This window comes from Cupriavidus yeoncheonensis, from assembly GCF_905397275.1.
Lineage (GTDB): Bacteria > Pseudomonadota > Gammaproteobacteria > Burkholderiales > Burkholderiaceae > Cupriavidus > Cupriavidus yeoncheonensis.
Genome location: NZ_CAJPUY010000014.1, coordinates 27,373 through 54,238, shown reverse-complemented (window position 1 = coordinate 54,238; position 26,866 = coordinate 27,373). Strand labels below are relative to the sequence as shown.

The window sequence follows — 26,866 nt, the reverse complement described above, 5'->3', positions numbered from 1 at the left end:
CTGCGCTTCAGCGCGCCTTCCAGCGCAGCGTTTCGCCCGCGCGCAGCGGCACCAGGGTGGCGTCGCCGTAGGGCAGTTCGGCCGGCAGTTGCCAGTCTTCGCGCTCCAGCGTCAGGGTGCCGGCATTGCGCGGCAACTCGTAGAACGCGGGGCCGTTGAAGCTTGCGAACGCTTCGAGCTTGTCGAGTGCGCCGGCGGCATCGAACGCTTCGGCATAGAGCTCCATCGCGTGCAGCGCGGTGTAGCAACCGGCGCAGCCGCAGGCATGTTCCTTCAGGCCGCGCGCGTGCGGGGCGCTGTCGGTGCCCAGGAAGAAGCGGTCGCTGCCGGACGTTGCCGCGGCGACCAGCGCCTCGCGGTGGATCTCGCGCTTGAGCACCGGCAGGCAGTAGTAATGCGGGCGAATGCCGCCGACGAAGATCGCGTTGCGGTTGTACAGCAGGTGGTGCGCCGTGATGGTCGCGCCCACCGGGCCGCTGGCATCGCGCACGTACTGGGCCGCATCCTTGGTGGTGATGTGTTCAAACACCACCTTCAGCTCCGGAAAGTCGCGGCGCAGCGGCGTCATGACGCGGTCGATGAAGACGGCTTCGCGGTCGAAGACGTCGATGTCGCCATCGGTCACTTCGCCGTGCACCAGCAGTGGCAGGCCCACGCGCTGCATCGCCTCGAGCGCGGCCGAGCAGCGGCGGAGGTCGGTCACACCGGCATCGCTGTTGGTCGTGGCGCCGGCCGGGTACAGCTTGACGCCGTGCACGAAGCCGCTCGCCTTGGCCGCGACGATTTCCTCGGCCTGGGTGTTATCGGTCAGGTACAGCGTCATCAGCGGCTCGAAGCTCATGCCGGCCGGCAGTGCGGCCAGGATGCGCGCGCGATAGGCCTGCGCCTGTTCCACCGTGGTCACGGGCGGCTTCAGGTTCGGCATGATGATGGCGCGGCCGAACTGGCGCGCCGTGTCGGGCAGCACGGCTGCCAGGGCGGCACCGTCGCGCAGGTGCAGGTGCCAGTCGTCCGGGCGGGTAATGGTGAGCTTCTGGGTCATGGCTTGCTGGGCCTGCCGCCGCAAGCGCGGCAGGCGATCTGGAAGTTAGAGAATCAGGATGGCGCGGTAATCGTTCACATTGGTGCGCGTGGGACCGGTCACGACCAGGTCGCCGATGGCATCGAACAGGCCCCAGGCGTCGTGCGCGTCGAGCTGGCCACGCGCCGGCACGCCAGCCGCCTCGGCACGCGCCAGGGTGGTCGGGTCCGCGAGCGCGCCCGCGTTGTCCTCGGAACCGTCGATGCCGTCGGTATCGGCCGCGATGGCATGCACGCCTTCCGTGCCTGCCAGTTCGATAGCCAGCGACAGCAGGAATTCCGAACAGCGCCCGCCCCTCGCCTTGCCACTGCCACCGCCGGCCGGCAATGTGACCGTGCATTCACCGCCCGAGATCAGCGCCACGGGCGCGGCGAACGGCGCATTGTACGCGCGAATTTCGCGCACCAGCGCGGCATAGACGCGCGCGACCTCCTGCGCCTCGCCCGTCACCGTGTCGCCGAGGATCACCGGGGTGATGCCGCGTTCGCGGAACCGCGCCGCGGCGGCCTGCAGGCTGCCGTGTGCGGTGGCGATCATGCGATTGTCGACGCGCCCGAACAGCGGGTCGCCGGGCTTGGGCGTTTCCGGCACCTCGCCGCGGGCACCGCGCTCCAGGTGCGACCGCACGCTCTCCGGCACGGTGGCGCCATAGCGCCGCAGGATATCGAGCGCATCGGCAAACGTGCTCGGGTCCGCCACGGTCGGCCCCGACGCAATCGCGCTGGGATCGTCGCCAGCCACATCCGAGACGATCAGCGTCGTCACCGGCGCCTGGCTGGCCTGCGCCAGCCGGCCGCCCTGGATGCGCGAGATGTGCTTGCGCACGATGTTCATCTCGGTGATCGGCGCGCCACAGCGCAGCAGCTCTTTCGTCGTGGCCTTGAGGTCCGCCATCGGAATGCCTTCGGCCGGCAGTGACAGCAGGCTTGAGCCGCCGCCGGACACCAGCACCAGCAGGCGATCCTGCGGCGTCAGCGCCGACACGCGGGCCAGTATCTCGGCCGCGGCCTGCTCGCCGGCTTCGTCCGGCACCGGATGCCCGGCCTCGATCACGCGTACGTGTCGGGTCGGCAGGCCATGCGCGTAGCGCGTGACCACCAGTCCCTCGATCTGCGTCTTGCCGGCATAGGCCTGCTCCACCGCCAGCGCCATCGACGCCGCGGCCTTGCCCGCGCCCACGACCAGCGTGCGGCCGCCAGACTGCGGCGGCGGCAGGTGCCCGGCCACGATCTTGAGCGGATCGGCCGCCGCCACCGCGGCCTGGAACGTCTCCAGCAGCAGCGCGCGCGGATCGCTCGTGAAACCGCCCGCCGCGCTCACAGTGCCTCCGCGATCGCGCGGCCCAGGTCCGCGGTCCCCGCCGTGCCGCCGATGTCGCGCGTCAGCGGCGCATGTTCGGGCCCTGCGGCCAGCACCTTCTCGATCGCGCCCAGCACTGCTGCGCCGGCCTGGTCGTGGCCGAGGTGCTCCAGCATCATGGCGCCACACCAGATCTGGCCGATCGGGTTGGCCACGCCGCGTCCGGCAATGTCCGGCGCGGAGCCGTGCACCGGCTCGAACAGGCTCGGGTACGTGCGGTCCGGGTTGATATTGCCCGACGGCGCAATGCCGATGGTGCCGGTGCACGCCGGGCCCAGGTCGGACAGGATGTCGCCAAACAGGTTGCTCGCCACGACCACGTCGAACCAGTCGGGATGCTGGACGAAATGCGCGGTCAGGATGTCGATGTGGTACTTGTCGACCTTCAGGCCGGGGTAGTTCGCCGCCATCGCCTCCACGCGCTCGTCCCAGTAAGGCATCGTGATCGAGATGCCGTTGGACTTGGTCGCCGATGTCAGGTGCTGTTTCGGGCGCTTCTTCGCCAGCTCGAACGCGAACTTCAGGATGCGGTCGACGCCGACCCGGCTCATCACCGTTTCCTGCATCACGATCTCGCGCTCGGTATTCGGGAACATGCGGCCGCCGATGCTCGAATACTCGCCCTCGGTGTTCTCGCGCACCACGTAAAAATCGATATCGCCAGGCTTGCGGTCGGCCAGCGGGCTTTTGATGCCGGGCATCAGCCGCACCGGCCGCAGGTTCACGTACTGGTCGAAGGAACGGCGGAACTGCAGCAGAGAGCCCCACAGCGACACGTGGTCGGGCACGGCATCGGGCCAGCCCACGGCGCCAAAGTAGATGGCGTCGTACTTGACCAGCGTGTCGAACCAGTCGTCGGGCAGCATCTTGCCGTGGCGGGCGTAGTAGTCGCAGCTGGAGAAATCGAAGTGGTCCCACTGGAAGTCGATGCCGAACTTGCGGGCGGCAGCATCCATGACGCGAACGCCCTCGGGCATCACTTCCGTGCCGATTCCGTCTCCGGGAATTACGGCAATCTTGTATTGGCTCATAGCGGTCGGGAGGCGTGGTGCAGGATAGCCGGAGGCGCCCTTGGGGCGTGCGCTTGGCAGCGGCCCGGGGGCGCGGGATAATGTCTGCATTCTATTGCAAAGCGGCAGCCCCCTGCCGACCCGGTGCCCCGCCATGTGCCAGCTGCTAGGCATGAACTGCGCCACGCCGACCGACGTGACGTTCTCCTTCACAGGCTTCGCTGCCCGCGGCGGCGTGACCGACCACCACTCCGACGGTTTCGGGGTGGCCTTCTTCGAAGACAAGGCCTGCCGGCTCTTCATCGACAACCAGTCGGCCGGCACATCGCCCGTCGCAGACCTGATCAAGCGTTACCCGATCAAGTCCAAGAACGTCATTTCCCACATCCGCAAGGCCACGCAGGGCACGGTGCTGCTGGAGAACTGCCACCCGTTCATGCGCGAGCTATGGGGCCGGCACTGGATCTTCGCGCACAACGGCGACCTGCTGAACTTCGCGCCGTTCCTGTCCGGCGTCTACCAGCCCGTGGGCGACACCGACAGCGAACTCGCCTTCTGCACGCTGATGCAGGGGCTGCGCAAGCGCTTCCCCGGCTCGCAGCCGCCGCTGAACGAGCTGTGCCATGCGCTGGGGGACATCACCCGCGAAATCACCACGCACGGCGTGTTCAATTACCTGCTGTGCAACGGGCAGGCCTTGTTCGCGCACTGCTCGACGCGGCTGTACTACATCGTGCGGCAATGGCCGTTCTCGACCGCGCACCTGATCGACGCCGACCTGTCGATCGACTTCGCCCAGGTCACCACGCCGGATGACCGGGTCGCGGTCATCGCCACCCAGCCCCTGACCGACAACGAGACCTGGACGCGCTTCGAGCCGGGCGAGCTGATCATGTTCATCGACGGACGTCCGGAGATGAAGCTGACCGTGCCGATCCCGCCGGAAGTGCAGGCGAAGAACGCGGCCAATACGGCCTGCACCTGACCCCGGACGGGTACGGGTCACAACAGAACAAAGGGACGCCGTGGCGTCCCTTTTTCGTACCAGCGTGCTACGGCATCAGTGATGCAGGATCTTCGACAGGAACTGCTTCGCGCGATCCGAGCGCTGATCGATATTGCCGAAGAATTCTTCCTTGGCGCAGTCCTCGACGATCTTGCCCGCGTCCATGAAGATCACGCGGTTGGCCACCTTGCGTGCAAAGCCCATTTCGTGGGTCACGCACATCATGGTCATGCCTTCCTGCGCGAGCTGCACCATCACGTCCAGCACTTCGTTGACCATCTCCGGGTCCAGCGCCGAAGTCGGTTCATCGAACAGCATGCAGATCGGATCCATCGACAACGCGCGCGCGATCGCCACGCGCTGCTGCTGGCCGCCCGAGAGCTGGCCCGGGTACTTGGCCGCCTGGCTCTTCAGGCCCACGCGTTCCAGGTACTTCAGGCCCTTGGCCGTGGCCTCTTCCTTCGAGCGGCCGAGCACCTTCATCTGCGCGATGGTCAGGTTCTCAGTGATCGACAGGTGCGGGAACAGCTCGAAGTTCTGGAACACCATGCCCACGCGCGAACGCAGCTTGGGCAGGTTGGTCTTCGAATCGCCGACCGAGGTCCCGTCCACGAGGATGTCGCCCTTCTGGAACGGCTCCAAGGCATTGACGGTCTTGATCAGCGTCGACTTGCCCGAGCCCGACGGTCCGCAAACCACCACGACCTCGCCCTTGGCAACCCTGGTGGTGCAGTCGGTCAGCACCTGGAAGGCGCCATACCACTTGGAAACATTGTTGATTTCAATCATACGGCCACCTTTTTCTGGTAACGCTTGACCATCAGCGAAACGGAGTAGCAGATAACAAAATACACGAGGCCGGCGAACAGCAGCATTTCCACGATGCGGCCATCACGCTCGCCAACGCCGTAGGCCTGGCCAAAGAAGTCGGCCAGCGCGCTCACGTAGACCAGCGACGTATCCTGGAACAGGATGATGCCCTGCGTCAGCAGCAACGGCACCATGTTGCGGAACGCCTGCGGCAGGATCACCAGCTTCATGGTCTGCCCGTAGGTCATGCCCAGCGCCTGCGCGGCGAACATCTGCCCGCGCGAGACGCTCTGGATACCCGCCCGGATGATCTCCGAATAGTAGGCCGCCTCGAACAGCGAGAACGCGATCAGCGCGGACGTCATGCGCAGGTCCGATGCCGGCGACAGGTTGAAGAAATTCTGCAGCACCTGCGGGATGATCAGGAAGAACCACAGCAGCACCATCACCAGCGGGATGGAGCGGAAGATGGTCACGTACCCCTGCGCAAACCAGTTGAACGCCTTGACGGACGACAGGCGCATCATCGCCAGGATGGTGCCCCAGACGATGCCTACGATCACGGCCGTAACGGTGATCTTGAGGGAGACCAGCATGCCCTCGCCCAGCACCTCCAGCGTGGCTGGGGTAATGGAGCTGAAGTCGAATTCATATGCCATGACGCCCCCTCACTTGCTGCCGATGAAACCGGGCACGCGGCTGCGGGCTTCGACCCAGCGCATGACCAGCATGACGACGATATTGATGAGCGCGTACATCAACGTCACCGCGATGAACGACTCGTACGGGCGCGCGGTGTAGTCCACCAGTTGCCGTCCTTGCGCCGCCAGTTCGAGCAGGCCGATCGTCGACGCCACTGCCGAGTTCTTGAAGATGTTCAGGAATTCGGACGTCAGCGGCGGCACGATGACGCGGAAAGCCATCGGCAACAGCACGAAGCGATAGGTCTGCGACAGCGTGAAACCCATGGCCAGCCCGGCATTCGTCTGGCCGCGCGGCAGCGAATTGATGCCCGAACGCACCTGCTCGCAGACCCGGGCCGCGGTGAAGGTGCCCAGGCACAGCATGGCTGCCAGGAACTGCTGGGCGAACGGGTTCATCTGCTTGATGGCCTCGCCGCCGGGCAGCAGTTCGGGGCCGACGAAGTACCAGATGAACAGCTGCACCAGCAGCGGAATATTGCGGAAGACTTCGACATAGGCCGCGGCAAGGCCCGACAGCCACTTGTTGGGCACGGTGCGCAGCACGCCGAGCACGGAGCCGATGGCCAGGGCAATGACCCAGGACGTGAGCCCAAGCGCGATCGTGACCTTCAGGCCGGAAATCATCCAGTCCAGGTAGGTCTCGTTCTGGGCAGCCTGCTCGAGGAATACTCCCCAATGCCAGTTGTAGTTCATGATGCGTCCTCAAAAAGAAACGGAAGGACATGCCTTCCGTTTCGCACTCCTGGTTTCGGCAGGTCAGTCGAGTGCCTTGTCGTTCGGGGTCTTGAAGAGCGCCTTCATGTCTTCCGACAGCGGGAAGTCAAGGTTCAGGCCCTTCGGCGGCACCGGTTGCATGAACCACTTCGTATACATCGTATTGATCGAGCCGTCCTTCATCAGGCCGGTGATGACCGTGTCGGACAGCTTCTTGAACGGGGCATCGTCCTTGCGGATCATGCAGCCGTACGACTCACGCGATTGCGCCTTGCCGACCACGATCCAGTCCGCCGGGTTCTTGGCCTTGGCGCGCTCGCCGTAGAGCAGCGCGTCGTCCATCATGAACGCCACGGCGCGGCCCGATTCCAGCGTCAGGAACGACTGGCCATGGTCCTTGGTGCTGATGATGTTCATGCCCAGCTTCTGGTCATCGTTCATCTTGCGCAGCAGGCGCTCGGACGTGGTGCCGGCGGTGGTCACGACGTTCTTGCCCTTCAGGTCGGCCCAGTCCTTGATGCCGCCATCCTTCTTCACCATGATGCGCGTGCCGATGATGAAGATGCTGGTGGTGAACGAAGCCTGCTTCTGGCGCTCCAGGTTGTTCGTGGTCGAGCCGCACTCGATGTCGATGGTGCCGTTCTGCAGCAGCGTGATGCGGTTCTGCGAGGTGATCGGGATTTCCTTCACCTGCAGGTTGGGCATCTTGAGCTGATCCTTGATGGCTTCCACGATCTTCATGTTGATGTCGTAGGAATAGCCGACCTGACGAACCCCGCCCAGGTTGTAATTGAACGGGATCGACGAATCGCGCACGCCAAGCGTAATCACACCGGTGTCTTTGATCTTCTTCAGCGTGCCCGTCAGTTGCTCGGCAGCCTGTGCGGTTCCGCACACCAGGCCTGCAGCCATCATCAGGGAAGCCAACTTGGCAATTTTCATAACATCTCCTTGACCATGAAGAGAAAGGCGGGATTCTACTGTCGAATGTCCCACAGATGAAACAGTATTGCGTAGCATCCCGCTCAAAACAACTGGGTTTTACTCCTAGAAGTCGAATTCACGGCATAGGTGCGCAGCGACGCCGGATATGACAACGCGGCCCGGGGACATAGCCCCGGGCCGCGTCTGGCGGTCATTTCGACGTTGCCGCACCGCAACAGATCAGTTGACGGCGCAACGCGTTTGCATCAGGGGTACAGGCCGCGCATTTCGCGCGCCTGCAGGATCCGCGTGCAAGCCACGATAAACGCAGCCGTGCGCAGTGTCACCTTGTTGTCCTGCGCCACCTGCCAGATTGCCCGGAATGCCTCTTGCATGATCCGTACCAGGCGCTGGTTGATTTCCTCTTCCGTCCAGAAGAAGCTGGAAAAGTCCTGCACCCACTCGAAGTAGGACACGGTTACGCCGCCAGCGTTGGCGATCACGTCCGGCGCCACCAGGATATTGCGTTCGCGCAGGATGTCATCCGCCTGGGGCGTGGTCGGGCCGTTTGCACCTTCGATGACCAGCTTTGCCTTGATCTGGGGCGCGTTCTGCGCCGTGATCTGGCCTTCCAGCGCCGCCGGGATCAGGATGTCGCAGTCCACTTGCCAGAACTGTTCCGACGAAATGACTTCCGCCTGGTAGCCGTCGATGGTGCCGCTGTGCGAGGCGTATTCCATCATCGCCGGCACGTCCAGGCCGGCCGGGTTGTACAGCGTGGTGCGGTGGTCCTGCACGGCCACCACCTTGGCGCCGGCTTCCTGGAACAGCTTGGCGGCGACGGCGCCGACGTTGCCGAAACCCTGCACCGCCACGCGGGCGCCCTTGATCTCCAGGCCGATATTGCGCGCGGCCTCGGAGCCGACTACGAACACGCCGCGGCCGGTTGCCTCATGGCGACCCAGCGAGCCGCCCAGCGAGATCGGCTTGCCGGTCACGACCCCGGTAGCCGTGCTGCCGGAGTTCATCGAATAGGTGTCCATCATCCACGCCATCACCTGGGCATTGGTGTTGACGTCCGGCGCCGGGATGTCCTTGCTCGGCCCGATGATGATGTTGATTTCGCTGGTGTAACGGCGCGTCAGGCGCTCCAGCTCGGCGTGCGACAGCGTGCGCGGATCGACCCGGATGCCGCCCTTGGCGCCGCCGTAGGGCACATTCACCGCGGCGTTCTTCACCGACATCCACGCCGACAGCGCCATCACTTCCGACAGCGTCACGTCCTGGTGGAAACGCACGCCGCCCTTGCCCGGGCCACGCGACAGGTTGTGCTGCACGCGATAGCCCTCGTAGTGGGCAATGGTGCCGTTGTCCAGCTCGATGGGTACGTCGACGACCAGCGCGCGCTTGGGGCGCTTGAGGGTTTCAACCCAGCGTGCCAGGGAGCCCAGGTAGGGCGTGACACGGTCCACTTGTTGCAGGTAGATGCCCCATGGGCCGAGGTTGTCGGCGTTGAGGTAGGACGGCAGTGCGTGCTTTTGGCCAGCAATATTGGTCGGTGCTGCGGATGACATCGGGTTGGTTCCGGGGTGGAGAATGCCCGCAAGCTTAGGCGTGGCGCCGGCCCGGAATCCAATGCCGTTTGTTCATCCGGTCATGCAATTCCGGCATAACCTTTGGAGATGACCCGTCAACACGCGGCAGCTCTTCATCGCTAGGCTGGCGACGGCACCAGCGTCGACCAGACCTGATCCACCAGCTGCCGCTTGCGGCGTGCCGCCGTAGCCCGCCGGTCGTTGCCGTTCTCACCCGGACGCTCGCGGTACAGACGGATCTCCATGTCGATCGACAGTGGCAGCCCGCGCGCGGACTCGGCACGCACCAGCCGGCCCTGCGCCACGTCGTCGCGCACCGCGCTCTCGGGCAGGAACGCCATGCCGTGCCCGGACAGCGCCATGACCTTGAGCGCCTCGGCCATGTCCGTCTCATAGCATTTGTCGAGCTTGAGTTCTTCCGAGGTATCGGCCAGCAGCATGTCCACCATGCGACCGAGGAAGGCATTGGGCGTGTAGCTCAGGAACGGCACCGGCTTCTTGTCCGTGCCGGGCAGCCGGTACAGCGGCTTGCCGGTGCCGTCGGGCACGCTGTAGGGCGACAGCCGTTCAGTGCCGAGCACCAGCATGTCATAGCGTGACGGATCGAGCTGGATCGCCTGCCGCGCGTGGTGGTAAACCATGACCAGGTCGCAGCCGCCCTCCACCAGCATCAGCACCGCGTCGTGCACGTTGAGCGCGCGCAGCCGGCACGGCAGCGTGCCGACCTTGCGCTCCAGCGCCTTGAGCCATTCGGGGAAGAAAGTCAGCGACAGCGTGTGCGGCACGGCAAATTCCAGCACCTGCGCGTTCGATGAGCGCTGGCCCCGCATCAGCGCGCGCGTCTCGCTGACCTGCGCCAGCATCGCCAGTGCCTGCTCGTAGAACACCTTGCCGGCGGCGGTCAGGCTGGTCGGGTAGCTGGAGCGATCGATCAGCTCCGTACCGACCCACGCCTCCAGCGACTGGATCCGGCGCGAGAACGCCGGCTGGGTGACATGCCGCAGTTCGGCCGAGCGCGAGAAGCTGTGGGTCTCGGCCAGGCTGACGAAGTCTTCAAGCCATTTGATTTCCATGACGCGGATTATCCACCGGCTCGGGCGCCGGCGGCACTGGCGCGTAGCGTATTTCCCGAAACCGGGACGGTCTGGAATCTGATTCCATAGATTGATATATTATGAGCATGTGATTGCATGCGACCGCAACATCCGGCGACACAATGCATGCCTTTGCTCCGGAGCCGCTCCTATGATTCCCACATACCAAGAACATCACGGAGCCCGCCATGCAACCCAGTCCAGCCGCCGCAGGCAGCACGCCCGCCGTCCATGCCGGCCCCCTGGGCCAGCTCGCGCGCAGCATGGAGGCAACCTTCGCGCACAGCGCGCGCATGGTAGCCGGCAATCTCGACAGCTGCCTGCCCGACGCCGACACGCTGCTGGCCTGTCTGCCGCCCGGCGCGCTGCTGGGCAGCCCGCACGCCTACACGCGCCATCTGGTCTATGCCGATCCACTCGCGCGCTTCTCGGCCATGCTGCTGGTCTGGCGCCCCGGCCAGTCCAGCCCGGTGCATGGGCATCGCACCTGGTGCGCGTACCGCGTGCTGCACGGCACGCTGAGCGAGCGCCATTACCAGTGGAATCCGTCCACCCGCCGCGCCACGCAGACCGGCAGCGTCGAACGCCGTGCCGGCGCCACCTTCAGCGTGCCGGCGGGACTGCAGCACATCCATGCGCTTGGCAATGCCAGCGACGCCGTTGCCGTGTCGCTGCATTTGTACGGCGTGGACCAGGACCACATCTCCACCGGCGTCAACCTGCTGGTTGACACCATCGACACCTGACACGCCGCCCCGGGGACAGCGTGAAGGGTTGCCACAACCCCCGTGAAACCCGCACTCATCGATGGACCGCTACGACAAACAGATCCTTGCCATCCTGCAGGAAGACGCCACGGTGCCGGTGGCCGAGATCGGTGAACGCGTCGGCCTGACTTCGACCCCGTGCTGGCGCCGCATCCAGAAGCTCGAGGAAGCCGGGCTGATCCGCAAGCGCGTGGCGCTGCTCGATGCCGGAAAGCTCAATGCCGGCGTGACGGTGTTCGTCTCCGTCCGCACCAGCCAGCACAACGTCAAATGGCTCAAGCAGTTCCATGCGCTGGTGGCCTCGATTCCGGAAGTGACCGAGTTCTACCGCATGGCCGGCGACACCGACTACCTGCTGCGCGTGGTGGTACCCGACATCGCCGCTTATGACCGCGTGTACAAGAAGCTGATCCAGGGCTCGGAACTCGCCGACGTGAGTTCCAGCTTTGCGATGGAGCAGATCAAGTACACCACGGCGCTGCCGCTCGATTATGCATAGTGGTGGCCCAAGGCATCACGTGGGCGCTCAGGCATCCTGCGTGGCGTCGCCGACGTCGATCGCCAGTTCGTCGGCCACGGTCTCACCCTGCGCCGCGCTGCGCGCCTGGATCTCCCACATCTCCGCATAGCGGCCGCCCGCGCGCATCAGTTCGGCGTGGGTGCCGCGCTCGACGATGCGCCCATGGTCCATCACCAGGATCTGGTCGGCATGGACCACGGTGGACAGCCGGTGCGCGATCAGCAGCGTGGTGCGGTTCTGCGCGAGCCGCATCAGCTCGGCCTGGATGGCCTGCTCGGTGCGCGAGTCCAGCGCGGAGGTCGCTTCGTCGAACACCAGGATCGGCGGATTCTTCAGCAGCGTCCGGGCGATCGCCACGCGCTGCTTTTCACCACCCGAGAGCTTGAGGCCGCGCTCGCCGACGGGCGTGTCGTAGCCCGTCGGCAGTTCGCGAATGAACTGGTCGATCTGCGCCGCACTCGCCGCTGCGATGACTTCGTCATGCGTGGCATCGGGCCGGCCATAGGCAATGTTGTAGAAGATGCTGTCGTTGAACAGCACCGTGTCCTGCGGCACGATGCCGATCGACCGACGCAGGCTGTCCTGCGTGATCTGCCGCATGTCCTGCCCGTCGATCAGGATGGCGCCGCCGCCGACGTCATAGAAGCGGAACAGCAGGCGCGCGAGCGTCGACTTGCCCGAGCCGCTGTGCCCTACCACCGCCGTGGTGGTGCCCGCCGCAATGGTGAAATCGACGTCATCCAGGATCACGCGGTTCGACTCATAGCCAAAACGCACATGGCGGAAGCGCACTTCCGCGCCCTGCACCTTGAGCGGCTGCGCGCCCGCGGTATCGGCCACCTCCTGGTGCGTGCCCAGCAGCACGAACATGCGGTCCATGTCGGTGGTGGCCTGCTTGATCTCGCGGTAGATCACGCCGAGGAAGTTTAGCGGGATATAGAGCTGGATCATCAGCGTGTTGACCAGGACCAGGTCGCCCAGCGTCAGCTTGCCCGCCACCACGCCCACGGTGGCGCGCCACAGGATCAGGATCAGCCCTGCCGCGATGATGGTCTGCTGGCCGAAATTCAGGAAGGACAGCGAGTTCTGCGAACGGATCGCCGCGGTGCGGTATTTGCGCAGGTTCTCGTCATAGCGCTGCGCCTCGTACTCCTCGTTGCCGAAGTACTTGACCGTCTCGAAGTTAAGCAGCGAATCGATGGCCTTCTGGTTCGCGCGCGAATCCAGCTCGTTCATCTTGCGGCGGAAATGCGTGCGCCATTCGGTCACGACGATGGTGAAGACGATGTAGCCCACCAGCGCGCAGCCCGTGATGGCGGCAAACCAGATGTCGTAGTGCAGCACGAAGAAGCCCAGCACCAGCGCCATCTCCACCAGCGTCGGCAGGATGCTGTACAACGAATACGAGATCAGCGACTGGATGCCGCGCGTGCCGCGCTCGATATCGCGGCTCATGCCGCCGGTCTGCCGGTCCAGGTGAAAGCGCAGCGACAGCGCATGCAGATGCCGGAACACCTGCAGCGCGATTTCCCGTACCGCGCTCTGCGTCACCTTGGAAAAGAGGATCTCACGCAACTCCGTGAACAGCGTGGACGAGAGCCGCAGCACGCCGTAGGCCACGATCAGCCCGACCGGCACCACCAGCAGCGCGCGCGGATCGCCGGCGGTAATGTTCATGCTGTCGATCAGCCGCTTCATCAGCACCGGCACGCCCAGGTTGGCGAACTTGGCCGCCACCAGGCAGACCAGCGCAAGCATCACGCGCCACTTGTAGTGCCAGACATAGGGCACCAGGTTGCGTACGGTCTGCCAGTCGCTGCGCGGCGCGCGCTGGCCGGGGAACAGTGTGGCGGGTTTTGCGGGGGACGGTTCCGCGGTCGTGGAATAGCGGCGCATACGATAGAATTCAGACCAATGGCCGATTGTCGCAGAGATCGCGCCGGCCGGCAGGAAGCCTCCCGGCTGCGTCCCCTCGGCGCGATGGCCGCCCTCCGATGGCCGCCCTCCTTTCCTTTCCGGTTTCCCCAATGAACTCGCCCCATACCGTCCCCGCCCTGCCAGCCGGCAAGAGCCCCGCACTTCGCGTTGTCCCGATGCCCGCCGATGCCAATGTGCATGGCGACGTGTTCGGCGGCTGGATCATGGCCCAGGTGGACATCGCCGGATCCATTCCCGCGGTCGAACGCGCGCAGGGCCGCGTGGCGACAGTGGCGGTGAACTCCTTCCTGTTCAAGCACCCGGTGTTCGTCGGCGACCTGGTGAGTTTCTATGCCGAGATCGAGAAGACCGGCCGCACCTCGGTCACGGTGTCGGTCGAGGTCTACGCGCAGCGCATGCGGCACAGCAATGAGATCGTCAAGGTGACGGAAGCCACGCTGACGTATGTGGCGACCGATGAGAGCCGGCAGCCGAGGGTGTTGCCGGCGGTCTGAGCAGCGCACCTGCCCCGACTGATTTCACCATCTCCCGCCGGGCGGGAGACGGGTGAGCGTCCAGCGCTCAGCTGAACTTCGTAAAATCCGGCTTGCGCTTCTCGAAGAACGCCGTGAAAGCCTCCTTCGCTTCCGGCGCCACCAGCATGCGCCGGAACACCGCGCCCTCCTCGGCCATCTTCTGCTCCACGGCCGCCATGTCATTGCCCTTCATCAGCCGCTTGGTCTCGCGCAGCGACGAGGCCGGCAGCGCGGCCAGCTTGCGCGCCTGCTGCAGGGCAAACGCATGCAGCTCCGCCACCGGCAGCACGCGTGTGACCAGGCCGAACTGGTGCGCTTCCTGCGCGCCGAAGGGTTCGCCCAGCATCAGTTTCTCGGCCGCACGCTGGTAGCCGACCAGGCGCGGCAGCAGCAGGCTCGACGCCGCCTCCGGGCACAGGCCGAGCTGCGCGAACGGCAGCGACAGCTTTGCCGTTTCCGATGCATAGACGAAATCGCAATGCAGCAGCAGCGTGGTGCCCACGCCCACCGCCGCGCCGCTGACAGCCGCGACAACCGGCTTGCTCGCGTGGCTGATCTGGTACAGGAACTGGAACACCGGCGGCTGCTCTGCTCCGTCGCCCCCCGTGGGCGGGCGTTGCATGAAGTCTTCCAGGTCGTTGCCGGCGGTGAAGATCTCGTCCTTGCCGCGGAGCAGGATGACACGTACCGCGCTGTCCCCCTCGGCCGCGCGCAGCGCGTCGGCCATGGCCTGGTACATTGCCGCCGTGATGGCGTTCTTCTTGTCGGCACGGTCGAATTCGATCGTCAGGATGCCCTGATCAATGCTGGTGCTGATGCTCATGGATGCCTCTCGTGGTGATGCGTTGCTGCAATGACTGCGCCGCCCTCGCTAGGCGAGCGGCGGCGGTTCCTCGGAAAGATAGCTCAGGCCGAACGCGCGCGCGCCGACGTTGAGCGCGACGGTCAGGCTCATCGGCGCCAGCATCAGCTCGACGCCCTTGGCGCGTGCGGCGTGTTCGAGCGACTGGAAGGCCGGCATGGCGCGCACGATGTCCAGCGGCCCGGCGAAGCACACCGAGATGGCCGGCGTCAGCAGGCTGCCGTTGCGTACGCACTGCTCGGCATGGGCCAGCATGCGGCGGCGCCCTTCGTCCGAGCCACGCACCTTGGCCACCGCCCCGGTGCGGCCGCGATGCATGTGGATGATCGGCCGGATATTGAACGCACTGCCCATCATGTAGCGGCCCCAGGTGATGCTGTCCTCGCCCTTGAGCCTGGCGCGGGTGTACATGTAGAGCAGTTCGTCGGGCACCAGGTACATGTGCGCGGCGTCGCGCAGGCGCGTTTCCACGGCCTCCACCACGGCACGCGCGTCGGCCCCGTCGGCCGCCATGCGGGCGGCCTCGCGCACGATCAGCGCCTGGCCGGGCCCGATGGCCCCGGTGTCGATGACGATCAGGTCGAACAGGCCCGAACGGCCCGCCTCCTTGCGCAGCCTGACGCTGCGCGCCGCGGTGCCGATCACGGCGCCAGTCGCATGCGCATAGAGCCTGCTGCGCGTGCTGGCGATGGTGAACAGCAAGGCGCGGTCGCAACTGGCGACCACGTGCTTCAGCAGATGATCTTCCAGCTCGCGTTCCACGAGCGGGATCGACTCGGCATAGTGGTCCTGCTTGCCGACGAGATATTTTTCGTACAGCGATGGCAGCGCGTCCTCGTCGCGCGTGTCGGCAACGAACTGGTCGCCGGCGCGGATGCGGAACGGAATCGTGCGCACGCCAAGTTCCGTCATGACCGCGCGCGGCATGTCGCACGCCGCGTCGGCCAGGATGGTTGTCTCCTGCATGTTGTGCCTCCCTGCTGGTGAGCCGCGTCGGAGCGCGGCAGCTGTCTCGGGGCACGCCCCCGGATGGCTCCACGAGGCGTGCCGACGTTGGCACTGCTTTTCTTCACCTGACAGAAGGATGGGGCGCCGCCCGCAGGGCAGCACCCCGGCTGGCGCGTTTCTTCAGACGCGCTCGAAAATGCCGGCCGCGCCCATGCCCGTACCCACGCACATGGTCACCATGCCGTACTTCAGGTTGTGACGACGCAGCGCGTGCACCACGGTGGCCGAGCGGATCGCGCCGGTCGCGCCGAGCGGGTGGCCCAGCGCAATGGCGCCGCCCATGCGGTTGACCCTGGCCGGGTCAAGCTCCAGGTCGCGCATGACCGCCAGCGACTGCGCGGCAAACGCCTCGTTCAGCTCGATCCAGTCGATCTGGCCCTGCGTCAGGCCGGCGGCCTTCAGCGCCGCGGGAATGGCTTCCTTCGGACCGATGCCCATAATCTGCGGCGGCACGCCACGCACCGCGAACGACACGAAGCGCGCCAGCGGCACCAGGTTGAACTGCTTCAGGATCTTTTCGGAAACCAGGATCAGCGCGCCGGCGCCATCGGACGTCTGCGAGCTGTTGCCGGCGGTCACGCTGCCCTTGTTGGCGAACACCGGGCGCAGCTTGCCCAGGCCTTCGAGCGAGGTATCGGGGCGCGGGCCTTCGTCCAGCGCGATGGTGCGCGTCTTGACGCTCACCTCGCCGCTGGCCAGGTTCGGGAACTTCTCGACGATCCCGATCGGCGTGATCTCGTCGTTGAATTCACCCGCCTGTTGCGCGGCGATGGCCTTCTGGTGCGAGGCCAGCGAGAACGCGTCCTGGTCTTCGCGGCTGACCTTCCATTGCTGCGCGACCTTCTCGGCGGTCAGGCCCATGCCATAGGCAATGCCGACGTTCTCGTCGCGCGTGAAGATGTCGGGCGACATCGACGGCGAGTTGCCCATCATCGGCACCATGCTCATCGACTCCACGCCGGCGGCGATCATCACATCGGATTCGCCCACGCGGATACGGTCGGCGGCCATGGCCACCGCGCTCAGGCCCGAAGCGCAGAAGCGGTTGACGGTGATGCCACCCACGGTGTTCGGCAGGCCCGACAGCAGCGCACCGATGCGCGCCACGTTCAGGCCCTGCTGCGCTTCGGGAATCGCGCAGCCGACGATGGCGTCTTCGATCAGCGCCGGGTCGAGCGACGGCACCTGCGCCACGGCGGCCTTCAGGATCATCGCCAGCAGGTCGTCCGGACGCGTGTTCTTGAACGCGCCCTTCGGCGCCTTGCCGATCGGCGTGCGGGTCGCGGCAACGATGTAGGCGTCTTGCAGTTGTTTCATGATGTCGGTTCCTCGCTGCCTTAGTTGCGGACGGGCTTGCCGGTCTGCAGCATGCCCATGATGCGTTCCTGCGTCTTGCTGGTGCCGAGCAGGTCGACGAAGGCCTTGCGCTCGAGCGCGAGCAGCCATTCCTCGCTCACAAGCGAGCCGGCCTCGACGTCGCCGCCGCACACCACTTCGGCAATGCGCGCGGCAATCAGGAAGTCGTGCGCGGAGATGAAGCCGCCGTCGCGCATATTGACCAGCGATGCCTTGATGGTCGCGATGCCCGAGCGGCCGGCCACCGGCACCAGTGCCGGCAGCGGTGCGCGGTAGCCGGCGTCGGCCAGCGCGCGCACCTGGTTCTGCGCCACGTGGAGCAATTCGTGCACGTTGAAGACGACCTTGTCCGAGTCCTGCAGGTAGCCCATCTGGCGCGCTTCGAGCGCGGAAGCCGACACCTTGGCCATGGCCGCGTTCTGGAAGCGGCTGGTCAGGAACTGCAGGTAGTTGGCGCTGCCGGCCGCCTGTGCGGCGCGTGCCGCGGCCAGCGCGGCTTCCTTCAGGCCGCCGCCGGCGGGCACCAGGCCCACGCCCACTTCCACCAGGCCGATATAGGTTTCCAGCGCCGCCACGCGTGCCGCCGAATGCAGCATCAGTTCGCAGCCACCGCCCAGCGCAATGCCGGATGCGGCCGACACCACGGGCACCGCGGCGTACTTCACGCGCATCATGCCGTCCTGGAACTTCTTGACGAAGGGCTCGATGCCCTTGGCGCCGCCCATCATGAAGGCCGGCATCGCGGCTTCCAGGTTGGCGCCAGCGGAGAACGGGCCACCCGGCGCGCCAAGCTGCAGCGACGTCGGCTGCCACACGACCAGGCCCTTGTATCCGGCTTCGGCAAGATCGATCGCGCGCGTCAGGCCGTCGATCACGTCCGGCCCGATGGTGTTCATCTTGCTCTTGAACGAGACCACCAGCACATCGTCCTGGCCCTCGGCCACCCAGATGCGCACGGCGTCGTTTTCCTCGACGGTGCGGCCGGCCTTGCGCGGATCCGCCGCGGCCGTGCCCTCCAGTGCGGCGCGGAACACCTGGCGCCGGTACACCGGCAGCGTGCTGCGCGCAACGAACTGCTGCGTGGCCGGCGCCCACGAACCCTGCGCGGCATGCACGCCCTGGTTCTCGGCAACCGGGCCTTCGAACACCCACGCGGGCATCGCCGCCGTGGACAGCGCCTTGCCGGCGTCGATATCTTCCTTCACCCACTCGGCCACCTGCTTCCAGCCGGCCGCCTGCCAGTCCTCGAACGGGCCCGAGTTCCAGCCGAAGCCCCAGCGGATCGCCAGATCGATATCGGCCGCCGAACCGGCGATCTGTTCAAGGTAGACCGCGATGTAGTGGAACACGTCGCGGAACACCGACCACAGGAACTGCGCCTGCGGATTGGTCGACTCGCGCAGCAGCCTGATGCGCTCGGCCGGGGCCTTTTTGAGAATACGCACGACGATCTCGTCGGCCTTCTTGCCCGACTCGACATACTGGCCGGTCCCGGCGTCGAGCACCTTGATGGCCTTGCCTTCCTTCTTGTAGAAGCCGGCGCCGGTCTTCTGGCCCAGCGCACCCGCATCGACCAGGCCCTTCAGCACGGCCGGGGTCTTGTAGACCGGCGCGAACGGATCCTCTTGCAGGTTGTCCTGCATGGTCTTGATCACGTGGGCCATGGTGTCGAGGCCCACTACGTCGGCGGTGCGGAACGTGGCCGACTTGGCCCGGCCCAGCTTCGAACCGGTCAGGTCGTCCACGATGTCGAACGGGATGCCGAACTTCCCGGCTTCCGCGAACACCGCCAGGATCGAGAAGATGCCGACGCGGTTGGCGATGAAGTTGGGCGTGTCCTTCGCGCGCACCACGCCCTTGCCGAGCGTGGTGGTCAGGAAGGCCTCGAGCTTGTCGAGGATCTCGGGCTGCGTGGTCGCGGTCGGGATCAGCTCGACCAGGTGCATGTAGCGCGGCGGGTTGAAGAAGTGCACGCCGCAGAAGCGCGCCTTAAGATCCGCGTCGAAGCCGTCCGACAGCCCGGTGATCGACAAACCCGAGGTATTGGACGCGAAGATGGTGTTCGCGCCCAGATGCGGGGCCACCTTCTTGTACAGGTCGTGCTTCCAGTCCATGCGCTCGGCGATCGCCTCGATCACCACGTCGCAATCCTTGAGCTGTGCGATGTCGTCTTCGTAGTTGGCGGCCTGGATCAGGCCGGCCTCGTCCTTGATGCCCAGCGGCGCGGGCGACAGCTTCTTCAGGTTCTCGATGGCACGCAGCGCGATCCCGCTCTTGGGACCTTCCTTGGCGGGCAGGTCGAACAGCACCACCGGCACGCGCGCGTTGACGAGATGGGCGGCGATCTGCGCCCCCATGACGCCGGCGCCGAGCACGGCGACTTTCTTGACGATGAAATTGGACATGAGCGCTCCTGATGGATTGAGCGTTTTGATGAAGGGCGGACCCTCCCTCCTGCCATGAGGAGAGAGGGGGGCAATCAGGCCGTCAGAACAGGTCGGCGTCCAGCGCCATCAGCGTGGCCGAGCCGGCGCGCGCCTTGCGGATCTCGCCAGCCGTTTCCGGCAGCAGCTTGGCAAAATAGAAACGGGCCGTCGCCAGCTTGGCGGTGTAGAACTTGTCGCCGCTGCCTTCCTTCTCCAGCGCGATCTTGGCCATGCGGGCCCAGAAGTACGAGAACACCAGGTGCCCCACCACGCGCAGGTACGGCACCGCGGCGGCGCCCACTTCGTCGGCATTGCCCATGGCCTTCATGCCGATTTCCATGGTCAGCTTCTGCACCTTGTCGCCCAGGTCGGCCAGCGGATTGATGAACTCCTGCATGGCTTCGCTGGTGCCCTCTTCCTCGACGAATTCCTGCACGATCTTGCCGAAGGCCTTCATCCTGGCGCCCATGTCGCCGAGGATCTTGCGGCCGAGCAGGTCCAGCGCCTGGATGGTGTTGGTGCCTTCGTAGATCATGTTGATGCGGGCGTCGCGCACGTACTGCTCCATGCCCCATTCGGAGATGTAGCCGTGGCCGCCGAACACCTGCATGCCTTCGTTGGTGCTGGTGAAGGCGTTGTCGGTCAGGAAGGCCTTGATCACCGGCGTCAGCAGCGCCACCAGGTCGCCCGCCTGCTTGCGCACGGCCTCGTCCGGGTGCGACAACTCGCGGTCGATCTGCAGCGCGGTCCAGTAGCTGAATGCGCGGCCGCCTTCGGCATAGGCCTTCTGCGTCAGCAGCATGCGGCGCACGTCCGGATGCACGATGATCGGGTCGGCCGGCTTGTCCGGTGCTTTCACGCCGGTCAGCGAGCGCATCTGCAGGCGGTCCTTGGCGTAGGCCACGGAGTTCTGGTACGCGACCTCGGTCAGGCCCAGGCCCTGCGCGCCGACGCCGAGGCGCGCGGCATTCATCATCACGAACATGGCGTTCAGGCCCTTGTTGGCCTCGCCCACCAGCCAGCCGCGCGCGCCATCGAGGTTCATCACGCAGGTGGCGTTGCCGTGGATGCCCATCTTGTGCTCGATCGAGCCGCACTTGATGCCGTTGCGCTCGCCCGGGTTGCCGCTGGCGTCCGGGATGAACTTCGGCACGACGAACAGCGAGATGCCCTTGGTACCCTGCGGGGCGTCCGGCAGGCGCGCCAGCACCAGGTGGATGATGTTCTCGGCCAGATCGTGCTCGCCGGCCGAGATGAAGATCTTGGTGCCGGAGATCAGGCAGGAGCCGTCGGCCTGCGGTTCGGCCCTGGTGCGCAGGATGCCCAGGTCCGTGCCGCAATGCGGCTCGGTCAGGCACATGGTGCCGGTCCATACGCCCGACACCAGCTTGGGCAGGTAGGCCTGCTGCAGTTCCGGCGTGCCGTGCGCGTGCAGGGCCTCGTAGGCGCCGTGCGACAGGCCCGGGTACATGGTCCACGCCTGGCCGGCCGAGTTCAGCATCTCGAACAGCGCGTTGTTGACCACGATCGGCAGGCCCTGGCCGCCGAAGGCCGGGTCGCACGCCAGCGCCGGCCAGCCGGCTTCCACGTACTGCTGGTAGGCTTCCTTGAAGCCGGTGGGCGCCTTCACCACGCCGTCGCCGACGTAGGTGCAGCCTTCGCGGTCGCCCACCTGGTTGAGCGGGAACACCACGTCGGCGCAGAACTTGCCGGCTTCCTCGATGACCTGGTTGATGGTGTCCGCGTCGATGTCCGCGTGCGGCGGCATCGCCTTGAGTTCGGCTTCAGCGCCGAGCAGTTCGTGAAGGACGAACTGCATGTCGCGCAACGGTGCGGTGTACTGGCCCATCAAAAGCTCCTTGGAGTTTTACGATGCCGCCACGCCGCCCGTGCGCTGCCCGCCAGGGCGGGCGACACGGTCCATACGCGACAGCCTCAGGTACGGTAAGACTGAATCAGTTTGTTGAGCGCGACCATGGCAAGCTCGGCGCTGTCCGGCAGGCGCAGGAAGCGGGCGTCGTGATGCAAGCCCAGTTCAAGGCTGTACATCTCGAACAGCATCAGGCGCGGATCGCTGTCCGCGCGCAGGTGCCCCTCCTCCTTGGCCTGGCTGATGGCACGCGTCAGCGCCGAACGCCAGATGCTGACGCTCTTGACCAGCTCGTCACGCACCAGGCTTTCCGCGCGGTCGTCGTACTCGACGGCACCGCTGATGTAGATGCATCCCGTCGTCACTTCCTGGATGCGTTTCTCCATCCACCGGCGCACCATCGACCACAGCCGGGGCAGCCCGCGCGGCTCGTGCAGCGAGGGGTAGAACACCTCCTGCTCGAACCGCCGGTGATACTCCCGCACAACTTCCACCTGCAGGTCTTCGCGCGAACCGAAATGCGCGAAGACGCCGCTCTTGCTCATCTGCATGCGTTCCGCCAACAGGCCGATGGTCAAACCCTCGAGCCCGTCGCGGGACGACAATTCCAGTGCGGCATCCAGAATCGCCACGCGCGTCATCTCCCCCTTGCGCATCGGCGCGGGGGAAGCGGTGGCGGATTCGAGACGGGCTGACTGGTGTCGCATATTGTTTCTCCGTTCTTGTGGCGCCTTCACTGAGCGCCACGTATGACCCTGACGTTGCTTATTGCAGGCGGCGGCCGCATAAATGCCGGTTTTCGCCGCGAATGCACGCAGTCTAAGCCAAAAAAGAACGGTCGTTCAGATTATTCTGTCGGGCCCCGTTGCCATCAAGCTTTTAATTAGACTCACGTTTCTAAACAGGCTGCGTTGCAACATCCACACGCCGCCTGCTGCCACAAGCCACGCAGCCAGCGCCGTGCTGCGTAGCAATACTCTCCGGGCTGTTTCAGTAGCGCCCCGTCACGCCGGCGATGACGACGCCAAGGCGCAACACCATGTACGCCGCCCAGTTCGCCATGCGCCGCAGCGCCGAGCGCCGCGCATGTGCTTCGGGCATGACGCGCGCGCTGCGCTGCGCGATGGCGTGCTCCAGTTCCGCGCGCAGCCCCGCGGCGAAGGCCGGATCATAAACGCAGACGTTGGCCTCGCGCGCGAGGAGCAGGCTGAACGGGTCCATATTGCTCGACCCGACCGTGGCCCAGGCCTCATCCACCACGCCAACCTTGGCGTGCAGGAAGCTCTCGGCGTACTCGTATATCTCGACCCCGGCATCCAGCAGGCTGGCGTAGAGCGCGTGCGTGGCGAAATGCTGCAGACGGTATTCGACCCTGCCCTGCAACAGCAATCGTACCCGCACGCCGCGCTCACGGCAGGCCAGCAGCGCGCGCCGCATTTTGCGGCCCGGCAGGAAATACGCATTGGCCAGGATCACATCGTCCCGCGCGACGCCCAGCGCGCGCAGGTATTCGCGTTCGATGGTGCGGCGGTTGCGCAGGTTGTCGCGCAGCAGCAGTGCCGCGAAGACATTGCCCTCGGCCTCTCGGCGCGGGGGCAGGTCGGTAACCAGCGGGTAGCCGGCCGCCGCGCCTGCCAGGCCGACGTCGTGTAGTTCACCGCGCAGCGACAGGCGCCACCACAGGCGTTCCGCGGTCAGTGCGACGCGATCCACCAGCGGCCCCCGGACTTCCACGGCGAAGTCGTAGCGCGCCCCGAGTCCTTCCTGCTCGAACGGCCCGTGATTGTAGTCGTCGATGATATTGATGCCGCCCACGAACGCCACGCGCCGGTCGATCACCGCGAGCTTGCGATGCAGGCGGCGCAGGTGCCGGCGCGCCAGCCGGAAGCCGCGCAGGACCCGGTAGACGCGCAGTTGCACGCCGCCGTCGCGCAAGCGCTGCGCGAGATCGGCGGACATGTCGCCGGCACCGAAGCCATCCACGGTGAGCCGTACCGATACGCCTCGCGCCGCCGCGCGGATCAGGGCATCGCTCACTGCCCGTCCGACGTCGTCGTCGGCGTAAATGTAGGTCTCGACCATGACCTGGAAGGCCGCGGCGTCGATGGCCTCGATCAGCGCCGGGAAGAAGTCGCGCCCGCCGCTCAGCAGGCGCACCTGGTTGCCGTCAATGGGCTTGCCGTGCCGTCCGGCCCAGCGAAGCAGGCGTCGCGGCCGTGCGCGCAGCGCCGCGACGGCGTCATCGTCTCGCGCCGCAACATGCGCCATGCCGGCGGCGCGGCTCGCAGTCGGGTTGTCAGTGTCGGATATCCGTGACATGACCTGATTATCGGACAGACGGCGCTGCCTGCACATGGTGCGGTGCATCTCTGCTATCGTCGATGCACTCAACAGCAAGGGATAGCACCGTGAAGGTATTCGGCATCACCGGCACGTCCGGCAGCGGCAAGACGACGCTCCTGGACACCCTGATCCCGCGTTTCGTCGCGGCCGGCCTGCGGGTCAATGCCATCAAGCACACCCACCATGGCTTCGACCCCGACACACCGGGCAAGGACTCCTGGCGCATGCGCGAGGCAGGCTGCAGCAATGTCGTGCTGGTCGGGGCGCGCCACATGACGCTGATGCGCCACTACCCCGAGGATGTCCCCTCGCCGGAGCTCGACGACGCGCTGGCCGTGCTGCCCGCGGACACCGACCTGGTCCTGGTCGAAGGCTACAAGCGCAGCGATTTCCCGAAGCTCGAAGTCTTCCGCCCGTCGCTGGGACGCGCGCCGCTATGGAACGAGGTGCCCGGCGTGGTCGCCGTTGCCACCGACGCGCCGGCGGCGGTGGCGCAGATGACATCGTTGCCGGTGCTGGACCTTGCCGATCCCGACGCCATCTTCCATTTCATCCGCAGCCGGCTGGACGGGGCCGAACCCGGCTAGGCAGCCTTGCCCGCGACCGCGCTGCCGTGGTCGACGCTTTGCGCCAGTTCCGCCACCAGCGGCACGTGGTCCGAGCGCTGCGCCCAGTCACGCCCCGTCAGGGCATGCGCCCGCTCGATCTCGAAGCCGCGTACGTAGATGCGGTCGAGCTGCCACCACGGCATATGGCTCGGAAAGGTGTGCAGGCGCGCCCCGCGTGCGTGCGAGGCTTCCACCGCGCCCAGCGTATTGCAGATCTGCGCGTCGAGCCGGTGGTTCCAGTCGTTGAAATCGCCGGCGATCACCAGCGGCGCCGAGGGCGGCACCACGTTGCGCACGCGCTCGACCAGCGCCTCGGCCTGGCGGGCGCGGCTGCGCGCGAACAGGCCGAAATGCACGCAGATCAGGTGGGCTTCCATGCCGTTCACGTCGGCCACCGCATGCAGCAGGCCGCGCTGCTCGAAGCGATGATCGGAAATATCCAGGTTCTCCGACATCAGGATCGGATGGCGCGACAGGATCGCATTGCCGTGGTGGCCGTGGTCATAGACCGCGTTGCGCCCATACACGGAATGCGGATAGGCATCCGTGGCCAGGTAGTTCAGCTGCGTGTGATCGGGGTCGAACAGCGCCGCGGCGACCAGCCGATCGTTGCGGTCCTGCACCTCCTGCAGGAACACGATATCGGCGTCCATGGCCTGCAGCCCGGCGCGCACGTTCTGGATGCGCGGGCGGCGAGCGATCCCGGTCACGCCCTTGTGGATGTTGTAGGTGACCACGCGCAGCTTCATCAGCCAGCTCCACAGACGGCTGGCCTGCCCGCGGCGCGCCAGGCCAGCTGACGCACCGCCTCCGCGTTGCTGCTGGAGAAGCACTGCTGCGCGGCCGCTTCCCACGGCAGCCAGTGCGACTGCAGGTGCTCGCGCGGCGCGAGCGTCACCGGCAACGGCCCGGATACGCACAGGCCAAACCAATGTTCGGTATTGCGCGTGACGCCGGCCTCATACCGGTGGCGCCACTGCGGGTAGATCTCGTACTGGATGGTGTGCTGCCAGTCGGCAAGCTGGTGTTCGCCGGCGATGATGCCGGTCTCCTCGAACACTTCACGCGCGGCGGTCAGCGCCAGGGGCTCGTCATGGGTATCCAGGCTGCCGGTCACGGACTGCCAGAAGCCCGGCCGGTCGGCACGTTCCAGCAACAGCACTTGGAGATCTGGCGTGTAGATCACGACCAGCACGGATTCAGGAATCTTGTAGGGCATGGAACAGGGTCCGATGGATACCCCCAAGGATAGCGCAGCCGCGCCCGCTTGCCGCGCGAATGACCGCCGCGTTCAGGCGGCGTCGCGTTCTGCTTCGGGGTGCATCGGGTCGATGCTCAGCCAGGTGTCGAAGACATCGGGCGCGTCGCCGTGCCCCCAGGCCTCGCGCAGCTGCTGCATCAGCGGCGCCAGCGATTCCCGGTAGCGCTGCGCGGCTTCGCGCGCCTGGAACGCCAGGTCTTCGGCGCTGGCCTGCGCCTGCTCGCGCAGCATGCCGCGCTGCTGGCCAATTTCCTTCTCGCGCTGGCCCAGGGCGTTGTACTTCTGGATCAGGAAACGCTGGTAGTCGCCGGCTTCCTCGCGCTGGGCCGACCGGGCGTTCGCCTGTTCGAAGCGCATCACGATGCTGGCGGTCTCCTGCTCGACGTGGGTGGCTTCGGCTTCCAGCGCATGGAGCGCGTCCTGCCGGCGCTGGGCATCGCGGCGGCCGTCCTGCACGCGCGCGGCCTCCTCCTCGAAGGTACGCTGTGCGAACAGGTAGGCCTGCACCACGGGCTGCGGCGCCACCACCAGCAGCGGATCGGCTCCGGCAGCTCGCTGCCCGGTCAGCAGGGCATCGTCGGGAATGCGCAGGTTGCCCAGTTCATCGAGCCAGCGTCCGCGCGCCATCACGGCGGCCACGGTGTCGAGCGCCACGCGGCGCAGGGCGTCGGCGCGCTGGGATTCGACCGGCTCCGCGGCGGGCATGCCGCCGGTCGCCTGCGCGGCCGCGTGGGCAATGTCGGGCACACAGGCCGCAACGGTGGTCGCCACCGATTCCGACATGGCCCGAGCGGACCTGCGCACCGCCCGGCGCAGTTCAAAGCGCGCCAGCAGCATCATCACCAGGCCGGCCACCAGCCAGGTCAGGATCGTTTCGGCATGGGCCAGCAGGAACTGGCGGATCAGGTCTGTGTCCAGATTCACGTTATCTTCCTCCCGCGCGCCGGCCACCTTGAATGCGGGAGCACGGTCAGCGCCTAGATAAGAGAGACTCTGGCAGCCCGTGCCGTGTTCCGGCCAGTAACAAATGGAAACTTCGGCGCGCCGTCCCGCTCCGGGATCACTTCGGCCAGAAACGAAAAAACCGCGCACAAG

At 66.1% G+C, this 26,866-nt stretch carries 25 protein-coding genes; 5 read left to right on the top strand and 20 right to left on the bottom strand.

Annotation, left to right across the window (positions count from 1 at the left end; translation table 11 throughout):
- Positions 1 to 7: 7 nt before the first annotated feature.
- The 3 genes from pyrC to KHO22_RS19535 are packed head-to-tail and all read right to left on the bottom strand — an operon-like array spanning position 8 to position 3,471.
- Positions 8 to 1,042, bottom strand: coding sequence for a dihydroorotase (gene pyrC, locus KHO22_RS19545; RefSeq protein ID WP_211948823.1), 1,035 nt, complete (start codon positions 1,040 to 1,042; stop codon positions 8 to 10).
- A gap of 45 nt (positions 1,043 to 1,087) precedes the next feature.
- The gene (locus KHO22_RS19540) at positions 1,088 to 2,401 is read right to left on the bottom strand and encodes a glycerate kinase type-2 family protein (protein WP_211948822.1); all 1,314 of its coding nucleotides are present in this window, start codon (positions 2,399 to 2,401) and stop codon (positions 1,088 to 1,090) included.
- Entirely contained in the window at positions 2,398 to 3,471 is a 1,074-nt protein-coding gene (locus KHO22_RS19535; RefSeq protein ID WP_211948821.1) for a tartrate dehydrogenase, read from the bottom strand. The genes KHO22_RS19540 and KHO22_RS19535 overlap by 4 nt, the downstream gene beginning before the upstream one ends.
- A gap of 133 nt (positions 3,472 to 3,604) precedes the next feature.
- Here KHO22_RS19535 and KHO22_RS19530 point away from each other — a divergent pair, with 133 nt between their 5' ends.
- Positions 3,605 to 4,435, top strand: coding sequence for a class II glutamine amidotransferase (locus tag KHO22_RS19530; RefSeq protein ID WP_211948820.1), 831 nt, complete (start codon positions 3,605 to 3,607; stop codon positions 4,433 to 4,435).
- A 75-nt stretch (positions 4,436 to 4,510) separates the two neighbouring features.
- On the opposite strand, the gene KHO22_RS19525 is transcribed toward KHO22_RS19530, so the two are convergent.
- From KHO22_RS19525 to KHO22_RS19500, 6 genes are all read right to left on the bottom strand, one after another.
- Positions 4,511 to 5,245, bottom strand: a complete 735-nt coding sequence (locus tag KHO22_RS19525; RefSeq protein ID WP_211948819.1) for an amino acid ABC transporter ATP-binding protein — start codon at positions 5,243 to 5,245, stop codon at positions 4,511 to 4,513.
- A complete protein-coding gene (gene gltK, locus KHO22_RS19520) occupies positions 5,242 to 5,925 on the bottom strand; it encodes a glutamate/aspartate ABC transporter permease GltK (RefSeq protein WP_211948818.1) in 684 nt (227 codons plus the stop codon). Before gltK ends, KHO22_RS19525 begins: the two co-directional genes overlap by 4 nt.
- Before the next feature lie 9 nt (positions 5,926 to 5,934).
- Entirely contained in the window at positions 5,935 to 6,663 is a 729-nt protein-coding gene (locus tag KHO22_RS19515; RefSeq protein ID WP_211948817.1) for an amino acid ABC transporter permease, read from the bottom strand.
- 63 nt (positions 6,664 to 6,726) lie between these two features.
- A complete protein-coding gene (locus KHO22_RS19510) occupies positions 6,727 to 7,626 on the bottom strand; it encodes a glutamate/aspartate ABC transporter substrate-binding protein (RefSeq protein ID WP_211948816.1) in 900 nt (299 codons plus the stop codon).
- A 248-nt stretch (positions 7,627 to 7,874) separates the two neighbouring features.
- A complete protein-coding gene (locus tag KHO22_RS19505) occupies positions 7,875 to 9,182 on the bottom strand; it encodes a Glu/Leu/Phe/Val family dehydrogenase (RefSeq protein WP_211948815.1) in 1,308 nt (435 codons plus the stop codon).
- Between the two features lie 140 nt (positions 9,183 to 9,322).
- Positions 9,323 to 10,276: a LysR substrate-binding domain-containing protein gene (locus KHO22_RS19500; RefSeq protein ID WP_211948814.1), complete on the bottom strand. Its 954-nt coding sequence runs from the start codon at positions 10,274 to 10,276 to the stop codon at positions 9,323 to 9,325.
- Between the two features lie 209 nt (positions 10,277 to 10,485).
- Here KHO22_RS19500 and KHO22_RS19495 point away from each other — a divergent pair, with 209 nt between their 5' ends.
- Both KHO22_RS19495 and KHO22_RS19490 read left to right on the top strand, forming a co-directional pair.
- A complete protein-coding gene (locus KHO22_RS19495) occupies positions 10,486 to 11,043 on the top strand; it encodes a cysteine dioxygenase family protein (protein ID WP_211948813.1) in 558 nt (185 codons plus the stop codon).
- Between the two features lie 61 nt (positions 11,044 to 11,104).
- On the top strand, positions 11,105 to 11,563 hold the full coding sequence (locus tag KHO22_RS19490) for an Lrp/AsnC family transcriptional regulator (protein ID WP_211948812.1): 459 nt from the start codon (positions 11,105 to 11,107) through the stop codon (positions 11,561 to 11,563).
- Positions 11,564 to 11,590: 27 nt separating this feature from the next.
- Here KHO22_RS19490 and KHO22_RS19485 read toward each other — a convergent pair whose 3' ends face one another.
- A complete protein-coding gene (locus tag KHO22_RS19485) occupies positions 11,591 to 13,480 on the bottom strand; it encodes an ABCB family ABC transporter ATP-binding protein/permease (protein WP_211948811.1) in 1,890 nt (629 codons plus the stop codon).
- Positions 13,481 to 13,611: 131 nt separating this feature from the next.
- Between KHO22_RS19485 and KHO22_RS19480 the strand changes: the two genes are divergently transcribed.
- Positions 13,612 to 14,016 carry an acyl-CoA thioesterase gene (locus tag KHO22_RS19480; RefSeq protein WP_211948810.1) on the top strand — a complete coding sequence of 135 codons (405 nt, stop codon included), beginning with the start codon at positions 13,612 to 13,614 and terminating at the stop codon, positions 14,014 to 14,016.
- Between the two features lie 67 nt (positions 14,017 to 14,083).
- On the opposite strand, the gene KHO22_RS19475 is transcribed toward KHO22_RS19480, so the two are convergent.
- From KHO22_RS19475 to clsB, 7 genes are all read right to left on the bottom strand, one after another.
- Entirely contained in the window at positions 14,084 to 14,860 is a 777-nt protein-coding gene (locus KHO22_RS19475) for an enoyl-CoA hydratase (RefSeq protein ID WP_211948809.1), read from the bottom strand.
- A 48-nt stretch (positions 14,861 to 14,908) separates the two neighbouring features.
- Entirely contained in the window at positions 14,909 to 15,865 is a 957-nt protein-coding gene (locus KHO22_RS19470) for a DegV family protein (protein ID WP_211948808.1), read from the bottom strand.
- A 162-nt stretch (positions 15,866 to 16,027) separates the two neighbouring features.
- Positions 16,028 to 17,227, bottom strand: coding sequence for an acetyl-CoA C-acyltransferase (locus KHO22_RS19465; RefSeq protein ID WP_211948947.1), 1,200 nt, complete (start codon positions 17,225 to 17,227; stop codon positions 16,028 to 16,030).
- 17 nt (positions 17,228 to 17,244) lie between these two features.
- Entirely contained in the window at positions 17,245 to 19,668 is a 2,424-nt protein-coding gene (locus tag KHO22_RS19460) for a 3-hydroxyacyl-CoA dehydrogenase/enoyl-CoA hydratase family protein (protein ID WP_211948807.1), read from the bottom strand.
- A gap of 82 nt (positions 19,669 to 19,750) precedes the next feature.
- Complete coding sequence (locus KHO22_RS19455; protein ID WP_211948806.1) at positions 19,751 to 21,538, bottom strand: acyl-CoA dehydrogenase C-terminal domain-containing protein; 1,788 nt, start codon at positions 21,536 to 21,538, stop codon at positions 19,751 to 19,753.
- A gap of 86 nt (positions 21,539 to 21,624) precedes the next feature.
- Positions 21,625 to 22,215, bottom strand: coding sequence for a TetR/AcrR family transcriptional regulator (locus tag KHO22_RS19450; RefSeq protein ID WP_211948946.1), 591 nt, complete (start codon positions 22,213 to 22,215; stop codon positions 21,625 to 21,627).
- Between the two features lie 334 nt (positions 22,216 to 22,549).
- Positions 22,550 to 23,878: a cardiolipin synthase ClsB gene (clsB, locus tag KHO22_RS19445; RefSeq protein WP_420839621.1), complete on the bottom strand. Its 1,329-nt coding sequence runs from the start codon at positions 23,876 to 23,878 to the stop codon at positions 22,550 to 22,552.
- Positions 23,879 to 23,940: 62 nt separating this feature from the next.
- Between clsB and mobB the strand changes: the two genes are divergently transcribed.
- Positions 23,941 to 24,489, top strand: a complete 549-nt coding sequence (gene mobB, locus KHO22_RS19440) for a molybdopterin-guanine dinucleotide biosynthesis protein B (protein ID WP_338031351.1) — start codon at positions 23,941 to 23,943, stop codon at positions 24,487 to 24,489.
- On the opposite strand, the gene KHO22_RS19435 is transcribed toward mobB, so the two are convergent.
- The 3 genes from KHO22_RS19435 to KHO22_RS19425 all read right to left on the bottom strand — a co-directional run bounded on the left by KHO22_RS19435 (position 24,486) and on the right by KHO22_RS19425 (position 26,695).
- Positions 24,486 to 25,259: an endonuclease/exonuclease/phosphatase family protein gene (locus KHO22_RS19435; protein ID WP_211948804.1), complete on the bottom strand. Its 774-nt coding sequence runs from the start codon at positions 25,257 to 25,259 to the stop codon at positions 24,486 to 24,488. The genes mobB and KHO22_RS19435 overlap by 4 nt on opposite strands.
- On the bottom strand, positions 25,259 to 25,729 hold the full coding sequence (nudB, locus tag KHO22_RS19430) for a dihydroneopterin triphosphate diphosphatase (protein ID WP_211948803.1): 471 nt from the start codon (positions 25,727 to 25,729) through the stop codon (positions 25,259 to 25,261). Before nudB ends, KHO22_RS19435 begins: the two co-directional genes overlap by 1 nt.
- A 72-nt stretch (positions 25,730 to 25,801) precedes the next feature.
- The gene (locus KHO22_RS19425) at positions 25,802 to 26,695 is read right to left on the bottom strand and encodes a hypothetical protein (protein WP_211948802.1); all 894 of its coding nucleotides are present in this window, start codon (positions 26,693 to 26,695) and stop codon (positions 25,802 to 25,804) included.
- Positions 26,696 to 26,866 lie beyond the last annotated feature (171 nt).